The organism is Acetobacter pasteurianus subsp. pasteurianus LMG 1262 = NBRC 106471 (genome assembly GCF_000285275.1).
Lineage (GTDB): Bacteria > Pseudomonadota > Alphaproteobacteria > Acetobacterales > Acetobacteraceae > Acetobacter > Acetobacter pasteurianus.
The window spans coordinates 1-10,408 of sequence record NZ_CADO01000038.1 but is presented as its reverse complement, the minus strand read 5'-3'; the positions used below and the strand labels follow the sequence as shown (position 1 = coordinate 10,408).

Below are 10,408 nucleotides of genomic sequence, written 5' to 3'. Positions count from 1 at the left end.
ATTCTGGCACATTGCGATGCCGTGCGGGGAGGACGGCAACCACCCCATCTCACAGTTCCAGCCGTGTTGTGCCCACCAAGGTATCGGAACGCCCATCCGCTTATGGGGCTTACCCGGCCACGGCAGCACTTTCTCTCGCCCGCTGGCATGATCTGGACATGCAACCTAGACAAATGGTGGCGCACTGGCAGGAACGGGCCACCTCAAAATACCAGCATTCGCAAGGGTTTCCGGTATCTTGATCAGGATAATAATTTTTTCTAAGGAAAAACGTGACACTGAATCTCAGGAAGCGTTTTTCCCTTACTTGTAAGGCGAGACCTTCTGCGCCGTTTTCTTGAAAGTTCTGTGGCAAGGCAGGTCTCTTTCGTTCGCGCTTCCCCAAGCAAGAACACAGATAGAAACCATGAAAGATCTGCCATCTTCTCAGCCCAACAAGCGCCCATTCCTCATACGGATCGGAAAAGCCCTGCGCCCGGTTTTTAACAAGCTTATTGCGCGGGATTCTCTCATTCCCAATACGCCGGTGTTAGATCCGGACATTTTTCCGTGGACCCAGATTCTACAGCGTTACTGGCAGGATATTGCCCGCGAATTTCATACCCTGAATGCTGCGGGAACAGCTATTCCGCCGTTACGGGCTCTTTCTCCTGATCACACACGGATTGCCCCAGATACACGGTGGAAATCCTTTTTCCTGTACGGCTATGGCGTGAAAGTTCCGGAAAACTGCGCGCGCATGCCTAAAACGACAGAACTTATTTCTCGTATTCCAGATTTGAATTCCGCCTTTTTCTCGGTGCTGGAACCTGGTGCCGTTATTCCCCCACACTATGGCGTAACCAAAGGGTTGATAACCTGCCATTTGGGAATTTCCGTGCCTCGCAATGCCAATGACTGCTGGATTCGTGTCGCAGGCCAAAAACTGGTGTGGCACAATGGGCAGTGCCTGCTGTTTGATGATACGTACCAGCATGATGTGCACAACAATACATCAGACACACGCATCGTGCTGTTGATGCAGATCCGGCGGCCGACCAAAGGCATGGGTAGGATTGTGCAAAACCTCTTTCTAAACGGTATCCGCCGTTCTGCTTTTGTTAAGGATGCCCAGCACAACATTGCCCAATGGAACCAGCTTCAGGGCACAATGAAAGCCGCCTGATGTTTCAATTTACAAACTCGGTTGGCAGAATTTTCAGCCGAGTTTGTTTTCTGTTTGTTCCTTTTTGAGCAGTCTTCTGCTAGCATAGCTAGGTGATGACAGCAGTTGTACGCCGCATTATCCATATTGATATGGATGCTTTTTATGCATCTGTTGAACAACGGGACAATCCAGCGCTTAAAGGCCAGCCTGTAGCGGTGGGCCGATGCCAAGAACGCGGTGTGGTTGCCGCCGCCAGCTATGAAGCCCGAAAATTTGGCGTACGTTCTGCCATGCCATCGGTACAAGCGCAGCGCAAATGCCCACACCTTATTTTTGTGCCACCGCGGTTTGATGTTTACCGTGCTGTTTCTGCCCAGATTCACGCTATTTTCGCGCGTTATACGCCCCTTATTCAGCCTCTTTCGTTAGATGAAGCCTATCTGGATGTGACGCATCCGCTCCTGCCCCGCCCTTCTGCCACGGCCATTGCGGAAGAAATACGTGCTGCCATTTTGCGTGAAACAGGGCTTACGGCCTCGGCAGGCGTGTCTTACAACAAATTTCTGGCCAAGCTGGCGTCAGATTACCGCAAGCCTAATGGACAATTTGTTATTCCGCCCAACCGGGGGGAAGATTTTGTGGCCAGCCTGCCCGTAAATGCTTTTCATGGCGTAGGGCCTGCCACAGCCCGGCGGATGCGCACGCTGGGCATTCATACTGGGGCAGATTTACGCCGCTTTTCATTGGATATTTTGCGCCAGCATTTTGGCAAGGCAGCAGCTTTTTATTATGGCATTGCCCGCGGCAAAGATGACCGACCGGTAGAACCAAACAGACCGCGCAAATCGCTCGGCAAGGAAGTCACATTCGAGCAGGATTTGCGCACTCCAGCCGAATTACATGCGGCGTTGCGTGAACTGGCTAGCAAAGTATGGGCCGGATGCCAGAAACGGAACCTGACAGGCCGCACGATTACCCTCAAACTACGCTATACAGACTTCGACCAATGCACGCGCAGCCTCTCCTTGGCTGATCCGGTACAAGATGAGGAAATTCTGGCCGAAATGGCGTGCCGGTTACTTGCGCCATTGTTGCCAGTGCGCGCGCCAGTAAGGCTTTTAGGCATTACCCTTTCAACTCTTTTAAACCCGCAAGATCAGGAAGCTGCCACGCAGCTCTCTTTACTTTCATAGATAATAAATAAATAACGTTTTTATCCTAAATCATAGTACTTATATTTAATTTATTTCTATACCAAAACAAAGAATATATATTTATCAGCTGTGATATTGATTTGGATTTTGCATATTCCTTATACGATTCAGTCCGATTCTTACTCGATATTCGTATTTAATTGCGATTATTTAACGGTTTCATCTTTACAACCTGCAAAATCCAATGCACCCGATACCAATCGGTTGTGACATAATTTTGTAATCAAGGTTGACGAGATGACTGCTTCCCCCACCTCAGACGGGCATACACCTGCCAATGCAGGCGCACGCACTGAAGATGGATACCATCGTGGTTTGGGTAAGCGGCAAATCCAAATGATCTCGCTGGGCGGGGCTATCGGCACCGGGTTATTTCTAGGGGCTGGCTCTCGCCTGCAGGCAGTCGGGCCGTCTCTCGCCTTGGTTTATCTGGTGTGTGGTGTTTTTGCTTTTCTGATGCTGCGTGCATTGGGGGAGCTGGTGATGTACCGCCCCACCAGTGGCAGCTTTGTTTCCTACACGCGGGAATTTTTAGGCCCCAAAGCCTCTTATATTGCCGGCACTATGGCCTTTTTTAACTGGGCCGTAACAGGCATTGTGGATATTACAGCCGTGGCGCTTTACATGCGTTTTTGGCCTGTTTTTTCCAGCGTACCGCAATGGCTTTTTGCCCTGCTAGCCCTTGTGCTGATAACCGGCATGAACCTGACCGGCGTAAAATGGTTTGGGGAACTGGAGTTCTGGCTTTCCTTGGTCAAAGTGCTGGCCTTGGGCGGATTTCTGGTCATCGCGCTGGTTATTCTGGCCTTGCGCTACCCCGTAGATGGGCACGCAACCGGGTTGCATCTGATTACCGAAAATGGCGGCATGTTTCCCCACGGCTTTTTGCCGGCACTGGTATTGGTGCAAGGCGTTGTGTTTGCCTATGCCAGTATTGAGCTGATTGGCACTGCAGCAGGGGAATGTGAGGATGTTAAATCCGTTCTGCCGCAAGCCATTAACAACGTTATCTGGCGTATTGCCATTTTTTACGTAGGCACCATTACGCTGCTTGTGCTGCTGCTACCGTGGAACACGTATCAAGCAGGTGTCAGCCCCTTTGTTACCTTCCTCTCTAAGTTAGGTGTGCCGGGTATAGACAGTGTGATGAACGTTGTGGTGCTCACCGCAGCTCTCTCCAGCCTGAACTCTGGCCTCTATTCTACTGGCCGCGTGTTGCGTGCATTGGCGCTGGATGGCGCTGCCCCACGTTATTTGGCCCGCATGAACAAACAGGCTGTGCCTTCTGCGGCCATTCTTTCCACCGTGGCCATCTATCTGGTGGGCGTGGTGTTGAATTACTTCATCCCCAGCCAAATTTTTGAAATTATGCTCAGTTTGGCCTCACTGGGTATTCTCAGCACATGGTGTTTTATTGTGCTGTGCCAGATCCAACTGCGCAAAAAAATCCGCCGCGGAGAAATTGCTCCAACCTCTTTCCCGATGCCGGGAGCGCCTTTCACTTCGTGGCTGGCTCTCGCCTTCTTTATTGGCATCGTTGGGCTGATGGCGTTTGATTACCCAACCGGAACGGCAACGATATGCGCCATTCCCCTGCTGGCTTTGGCGCTGGCATGGGGCTGGCGCCGCATGCGCTCCGCTCCGGAACATGACGCCGTGCCACAAACCGTTCCTTCTGTTGTGTTGACGGAAGATTTTTTGGTTCCCCATGAAGGGTCAGACAGATCATGATTCAGGCAGCCAGTGTGTTTTCCTCCCTCCAGCCGCGCGCGGGCGTTAAGTGTTGTCCTGCTGTTTGTCGCTCTCTGGTAGGCACATTGTTGCTTTCTGTCGGCCTTTCCACAGCCCATGCCGCAGATACAGGCAACAGTGCCGCTGCCGGGTCTCAAGCTCCGGGGGAAGCACGCCCGCAATGGTATACGGGGTCTCTCGTTTCGCCTTCTGGTGCGCTTTCCAAAGCTGGTGTATTCGCGTGGGAACCTTACGTCAGCTACAATCTGCCGGTGGGGTATCTGGATGCAAACGGCAACAGTCATCCGCTCCACCCTCGTCAGCAATCTGTTTCCAATTTTACGCTGTATAAATACTCCATCACTGATTCCATCAGTATTCAGGTCACACCTACCATCAGTTACTTGTGGAAGAAGAAAGCTGGCACCAGTAGCGGGCTTAAATTTGGAGATCTGCCTGTTGATTTAATGTGGCGTTATCTGGATGCAGATCCTGCACGCTATATTCCAGCGCTCAGTGTATTTGCCGGGGTTGGTTTTCCTACCGGCAATTATCAGAGACTGGGCCGGGCTGAAGATGGCGTTGGTTCTGGCGTTTATACGTTCCGCTTGGCTTTTACGGAACAATCTACTTACACCCTGCCGGGGCAGCATGAATTGCGCTTGCGTATGTGGGGCACCTTCCGCCGCGCGCTTACAACCGCACATCTGCATAATGTCAGCAGTTACGGTACAGAAGTTGGGTTCCGTGGCACAGCACAACCCGGCATGTATGGGGAAAGCGGGTTTTCTCTGGAATTTGGCATCAACCAGAAATGGGTTTTGGCCATGGATCTGGCGCGAGACTGGGCCGATGGATCTCACATTAAAGGCCGCACGCCTACAAGCGGCAAAATAGAACGCATAGACCGCATTAACAGCTCTTCAGGAGACTGGTTGATAGCCCCTGCTGTTGAATACAACTGGTCCCCCCGTTTTGGGGTGATTGCAGGTGTTTCAACCTATTTTGCTGGCCACAACACCGGGTTTTCGGTTTCACCCCAAGTTGCGTTTAATAGTGTGTTTTAACCGTTGCATATTGAAAATAAAAAAGAGCGGACTTTCATCCGCTCTTTTTTATAACACCGTATCTGGAAAATCTGATTACTCAACCAGATCTGGATGACGGAACTCCATCACCAATTCCAGATCATAATGTGCGGCCAATGCTTCCGTTGCTGTGCGTGAAGAATTATGCACACGGTAGCGACACAGAATTTCTGGCAGGTATCCGGGCTCCAGCCCTGCATCAATAAACTTCAGCCAGAAATCATAATCTTCCCAGCCTTCTTCAATGTGCGAGAAGCCGCCAACCTTTTCCCATGCGCTTTTACGGATAAGCGCCATCACATCCACATAGTTGTTCTTGCGCATGCGTGCGGCATCCCAGATATCGGCATGGCCAATACCTTTGCGATCTCCAAACTCTTCAATCTGGGTATAAACCGCTGGAAACTTACCCTGCACAAGGGCTGTGTAGATTTTTTCAAGCGCAGTTGGGTAAATGGTATTATCGGCATCGATAATAAACACATACTCTGATTGCGCATGTTCAAACGCCATATTGCGCGAAAACGATGGCCCCTGATTACGCGGGTTGGTCAAACACTGCAGGCTATAAAAACGCTGCTTGTTTTCTTCCATCCATTCCGCAATCACATCAACGGAATCATCACGCTGGGAGCAGTCATCAACAACCACAATTTCCAGATCAGCATGCGTTTGATCTGCAATGCTATCCAGGCACTCTTCAATAACAGAAGCATAATTGAAGTTGGTAACGCAGACCGTAATCAGGTTTTTAGGTTTCCGGGATTTTTTCTTATAGGAAAAAATAACTTCCGGGCTGGGGTCCCATGGCTTGATAACGCTCATTTCACAGTGCTCCACACAGCAGAAATGTAATTTTTGAGATCGATATTCTTGGAATTGAATATTTTTTCATCTTGCAGAACATCAAAAATATTCTGCTGAATTCTGGCGGCCTCTTTTTGCCCATCTTCCGTCTTGATCAACCATTCTACCAGATTGGGCATATGCCGTGGCGTTTCCGCCAAGAAATGCTCACCTGCCTTATACAGCGGATGCGGGAAACATTCTTCTGTAACAACAATGGTGCCGGAAGCCATGCCCTGCTTGACAATCCGGTGCCATTCAAAAAAGCAATTATCATCACGATGAATGTTTAACGCCACCTTGGAATTTTCTGCGACATAGCGCGGGAGGCGTGAAAGAATATCGTACATACCGGAGGACGGAATGGGCCCATCCGCCTTGCGGTAATAGAAGAAGCACTGATAGTTGGAAAAGAAGGCCGCTGAACGCGAAAAGAATTTTTCACGCTTGCGGGAAGCATTCCCAAAAAAGCTGACATCAATATCGCGTTCGACAATCGGCCGGAAGGGAGAGGAACCTGTTTTGGCCCCCTCTGGCAAAATACGGAACAACGGATGCTTTCTGTCTGCATCGGTAAGCTTGCAAGCTTCTATTTTTACCGGTGGATCAAAGTGGAAAACCGGCAGCCCGACATCAGAAAAGGATTTGAGGTTCTGATAACACAGATCCATCACCCCAGCAGACATGAGAATGTAGAGGATCCCACGTGTAAACCAGAGTGTCTGAGGTTGTTCTGTATTAAACATGATGGATTTTCTAATAATCTCATCACGCTTCCAGATTTCGTTTCCATCCAAAAAGAAGAATTCATGAGGAGCACAGAAAATGCAAAGCTCAGGGGTTTCTTCTTCTGGCGTTTTTTCAGTAAGTACCTTGGAATTCAGGCCGGCATCACACAGATAGTCGCTGAGGCACTCTGCCAGTTCCTGAATAAAGGAATTACCTTCGGAATGGTAAAATACCCCAATCGTTTTAGGAAAGTTCTTGCCGTAAACCTTATCGGTAATCTTGTAATTAATATCGTGCTTACACTCATTCCCCAAAAAGCGAACAATTGAGCGCTTGGAAAAAATTTCTCGCCCTTCACCAATACCATACAGCAACGCATGGCGGGCCGTTGGCATACTTGCGGATGAAACATCGCTGTTCATACGCACGTAATCATCTTCGTTAAAGAACGGATATTTCTTTAATCTGTTGAGAGCATTCGTAATGGAAACATAAGAATATTCTTGCAACAGACCTTTTTCAAAGAAAAATAGATGGTCATTATTTCTGATATAATGTGCAAACGGGTTTTCGTTTTTCCCGATAACATTTTTATAAAGGTTATAATATATTTCTGTATTGAAATTATCATTAGGATTACGGTTTTCATGCACACCGTAAAGAACATAATGTATAATTGGATCAAGACCAGATTTTTTTACATCGGGATTTTCTTTAAGATAAAATTCGCTATCGAATTTTCCCGAATCAATTATTGATTTTATATCTTTTTTATTCCAGGCGGTCAAACTTACCATTGCATTTTCCGTTTGAATGCTATCGCTATTTACAAGTGCTTGCCTTGAACATAAAATTTTATGCTGAAAAATACAAGAGTTAACTATTTTTCTACATGAAAATTATTATATCTATCTACACTTTTGCAATTTTCTCATGAATTCATTGCCTGAAAATACTTTCTTTCAGTTCATTGGAAGACTATATAGATACTCATCGTGTTTCATGAATTAAATTTTTATAAACCCTCAATGAGGCCTCACGCTCTTACTTACCTCCTCTTGCTGAACAAGTAATCCCTCCATTGCAAACCTAAACAAAATAAGAGCTATCTTGTCGGAGTTCTTTATGTCTACAACAACAAAAAATAATCTTCCGCTTACATCTCCGGATTTTTTATTCCCCACAGATCTCAAAAAAACAGAACGCAAGATCAATCGTATTCTTCTTGTTGGTTCATGTTTAACCTCTTTATATCTGGAGGCCTTTAAGGGATATTATCCGGATATCGATTTTGATTATATCCCTTACAACTTTGTAAGTATTTTACCCAAAGCTCCGCCAGCGCCCACCGATCAGTACGATCTGCAATATGTACAAATTCCACTTCGCACCGTTTTAAGTGATCGGGTGGTGGAAGGCTTTCAACTTAATGATCCGGCTTTTGCAGAAAGTATCCTCAACGATGCTTTCAACACACTGGATGTCATGCTGGATGCCGCCTTGCTGTATAACCGCGAACATGGATTGCTGACATTTGTCTCCAATTTCATGGCTCCGCAGATGAGCACAGCTTCCAGCCTGCTCTCACAAGGCACAGAAACAGATCTTACCTATATGGTAAGGCGCCTGAACATGCATTTGGCCCGGAAAATTTCCAGTTATAAAAATGCTTATGTGCTGGATGTTGATTCCGTTGTCTCCTCCTTGGGCAAACGGTATGTGCTGGATGACATTATTTACTTCCATACTCATGGCGGTCTGTCTTTTCAGGATTGGGATGATTTTGGTGCGATTGAGCGCAACGAACCCATTCCTGCACTGGAAACGATTTACCCCATTCATCGGGAAGAATTTGTTAAAACCATCTTTCGCCAAATTGTTGCAGCGTACCGCACAGTGCATCAGGTAGATCAGGTCAAGGCCGTTATTTTTGATCTGGATAATACTCTATGGCGCGGCCAGATAGCCGAACATTACCGCCCAGAAGTACAACCTTGGCCACGCACAGATGGCTGGCCCGTAGGCTTGTGGGAAACCGTACAGACCTTGCGCGCCCGCGGTATTCTGGTGGCCATTTGCTCCAAAAATGATGAAGCCTATGTGCGCGAACGGTGGGATGACATTATCAACCCTCAGTTTATCAAATTGGAAGATTTTGCCTCTGTTAAAATCAACTGGGTTCCCAAGCCAGAAAACATCGCTGCTATCTGTCAGGAATTCAATATCAAGCCCAAAAGCGTTGTGTTTGTAGATGACAACCCAGTAGAACGTGCTTCTGTTAACACGGCTTTTCCTGAAATTCGCACAATTGGCGGCAACCCGTATCTCACACGCCGTATCCTTTTATGGTCACCTGAAACACAGGTTGCCCGTCTGACACAGGAATCTGCCCAACGGGAAACCATGATCCGGGGGCAAATTGCGCGTGAAGAAACGCGTGCCAGTCTGAACCGTGAAGAATTTTTAGCATCCTTGGAATGCACGGTCTCCCTCACCTACATCACAGATACCGAACAACCAGAACTGGCACGCGCTCTAGAACTGACCAACAAAACCAACCAATTCAACACTTCTGGCAAACGGTGGACGTTTGAAGAACTCACTCGTTTTCTTACAGAGGGCGGAGAGGTTATTGTTGCAACAGTGCAGGACAAGTTCACAAACTATGGATTGGTGAGTGTACTTTACCTACGCAATAACGAAATTGTACAGTTTGTCATGAGCTGCCGCGTTTTGGGTATGGAGGTAGAAAAAAGCATTGTTGCTGATGTTGTCAGCCATGTTCGGGAAAAACATGGAGATGTCCGTATAACGGCATCTATCCATGATCTTCCTGATAATACACCATGCCGTAATATTTATAAGGATTGCGACTTCCGGGAAGATTGGGTTTCAGAAAATATCCACTACTTTATTTTAGATGAAAATAAAGTAGTAGAATTCCCATCCCACATAGAAGTTGTGGAAGAAGTATAAAATTACTTGTGTATAATATAAATAAAAATGGCGTATGGTTATTAAACCATACGCCATTTTTTGAAACTTTAGAGCATACTACCGCAGTGGGCGGCCTTCCTGAAAACCATAACAAATGTAATGGATAAAAGGCCCTGGCCCAAATCCGGCCACATCAGGATTTACCCGCAAATAGGAAAGACTATCAAACAGCGCATTCGGGTTTCTGCCCTCCTTTGCACCATAATCCAGAAAGTGGTCCAGCGGATCCACGCCCGCCTCACGGATATCTGGGTAAGCATTAAGGTACCACTGGCTATCAAAAAAGATAGCGGCCCGACGTTCTTTTTCAGCTTCTTGTTCCACAATACCCGCCTGAGACTGAAGTGCCAATGCAATTTGTTTTGCCGCAGGAGCCTGTGTAGGCTCTGCTACAGGAGCCGCTGCTACTTGTTCTGTAACCTGAGGTACCACCGCTGGCTCATGTACTTCTGACACCGCAGGAGCCATAACCTTTTTACGCGCCACTTTTACACGAGAAGAACGAACCTTACTCACAGGCTTTTTTTCACCGGACATCGCAACACTCCCTCGTGACGTTTTGCATATCAAGCACGTCGATACGTAAATGATTTTCTGACAGGCCTACAGCGTGTCGTCAGTTAAGCAGGATGATGATTGAGGCGAACTGCACGGCT

The 10,408-nt window shown here is 47.5% G+C and carries 8 protein-coding genes and 1 pseudogene; 6 read left to right on the top strand and 3 right to left on the bottom strand.

The genetic code is table 11. The annotated features are described in order from the left end of the window. The 5 genes and pseudogenes from APA10_RS14540 to APA10_RS08495 form a co-directional block, all read left to right on the top strand. Positions 1-242, top strand: a pseudogene (locus APA10_RS14540) (hypothetical protein); the annotation flags it as partial. Between the two features lie 164 nt (positions 243-406). Next, a complete protein-coding gene (locus APA10_RS08510; RefSeq protein ID WP_003630896.1) occupies positions 407-1,165 on the top strand; it encodes an aspartyl/asparaginyl beta-hydroxylase domain-containing protein in 759 nt (252 codons plus the stop codon). Between the two features lie 95 nt (positions 1,166-1,260). Continuing rightward, the gene (gene dinB, locus APA10_RS08505; RefSeq protein WP_003630895.1) at positions 1,261-2,340 is read left to right on the top strand and encodes a DNA polymerase IV; all 1,080 of its coding nucleotides are present in this window, start codon (positions 1,261-1,263) and stop codon (positions 2,338-2,340) included. Positions 2,341-2,598: 258 nt separating this feature from the next. After that, on the top strand, positions 2,599-4,092 hold the full coding sequence (locus tag APA10_RS08500) for an amino acid permease (protein WP_003624780.1): 1,494 nt from the start codon (positions 2,599-2,601) through the stop codon (positions 4,090-4,092). Then, positions 4,089-5,159: a hypothetical protein gene (locus APA10_RS08495; RefSeq protein ID WP_003630894.1), complete on the top strand. Its 1,071-nt coding sequence runs from the start codon at positions 4,089-4,091 to the stop codon at positions 5,157-5,159. The genes APA10_RS08500 and APA10_RS08495 overlap by 4 nt, the downstream gene beginning before the upstream one ends. A gap of 75 nt (positions 5,160-5,234) precedes the next feature. Here the strand turns inward: APA10_RS08495 and APA10_RS08490 are convergent, their stop codons facing one another. Both APA10_RS08490 and APA10_RS08485 read right to left on the bottom strand, forming a co-directional pair. Continuing rightward, complete coding sequence (locus APA10_RS08490) at positions 5,235-6,005, bottom strand: glycosyltransferase family 2 protein (protein ID WP_003624784.1); 771 nt, start codon at positions 6,003-6,005, stop codon at positions 5,235-5,237. Continuing rightward, a complete protein-coding gene (locus tag APA10_RS08485; protein ID WP_035366479.1) occupies positions 6,002-7,552 on the bottom strand; it encodes a CgeB family protein in 1,551 nt (516 codons plus the stop codon). The genes APA10_RS08490 and APA10_RS08485 overlap by 4 nt, the downstream gene beginning before the upstream one ends. A gap of 328 nt (positions 7,553-7,880) precedes the next feature. Here APA10_RS08485 and APA10_RS08480 point away from each other — a divergent pair, with 328 nt between their 5' ends. After that, positions 7,881-9,731 carry an HAD-IIIC family phosphatase gene (locus APA10_RS08480; protein ID WP_003630892.1) on the top strand — a complete coding sequence of 617 codons (1,851 nt, stop codon included), beginning with the start codon at positions 7,881-7,883 and terminating at the stop codon, positions 9,729-9,731. A 78-nt stretch (positions 9,732-9,809) separates the two neighbouring features. On the opposite strand, the gene APA10_RS08475 is transcribed toward APA10_RS08480, so the two are convergent. Further along, positions 9,810-10,289 (bottom strand): hypothetical protein, encoded by a 480-nt coding sequence (locus tag APA10_RS08475; RefSeq protein ID WP_003630891.1) that lies wholly within the window; start codon positions 10,287-10,289, stop codon positions 9,810-9,812. Positions 10,290-10,408 lie beyond the last annotated feature (119 nt).